General features: G+C 41.0%; 1 protein-coding gene. It reads left to right on the plus strand.

The window, feature by feature from the left end:
* The coding region (locus ADIWIN_RS18130; protein WP_040757715.1) for a mechanosensitive ion channel family protein at positions 1 to 593 on the plus strand (593 nt) is incomplete at both ends.

Consider the following 593-nt stretch of genomic DNA (forward strand, 5'->3'; position numbering starts at 1 on the left):
TGTGGATTGGCAATTTTCACTCCATTACTACCTTTCTGGGGCTATTGTCTGCCGGTATAGCCATTGCCTTAAAAGATATTTTTGTAAACATTGCTGGCTGGGCATTTATTTACCTGCGCAAGCCCTTTGATGTTGGAGACAGAATCCAGATTGGTGAGGTGCAGGGAGATGTCATTGACCTTCGGCTTTTTCAGTTTTCATTGTTGGAAATTGGGAACTGGGTAGATGCCGATCAGAGTACAGGCCGTGTCATTCATGTGCCAAATGGGAAGGTCTTTATGGATGCTCAGGCAAATTATTCTACAGGCTTTAATTATATCTGGAATGAGCAAAGGATTTATATTACGCTAAGAAGTGATTTTAAAAAAGCCAAGGACATTTTACTTGATATACTGAACGAACACCTTCATGAAGACCTGAAAAAGGCTGAAAAGGTCTTCAAAAAAGCCAAACAAGAGCATTTAATTGTCTACAAGCAATTTACCCCGATGATTTTTACGAAGATCACCGAGAGAGGGGTGCAACTTTCCATGCGTTACCTATGTGATCCAAAGAAGCGAAGGATGTTTGAGCATGCCATTACAGAAAGCATC

This window comes from Winogradskyella psychrotolerans RS-3 (assembly GCF_000427335.1).
GTDB classification, from domain to species: Bacteria; Bacteroidota; Bacteroidia; order Flavobacteriales; family Flavobacteriaceae; genus Winogradskyella; species Winogradskyella psychrotolerans.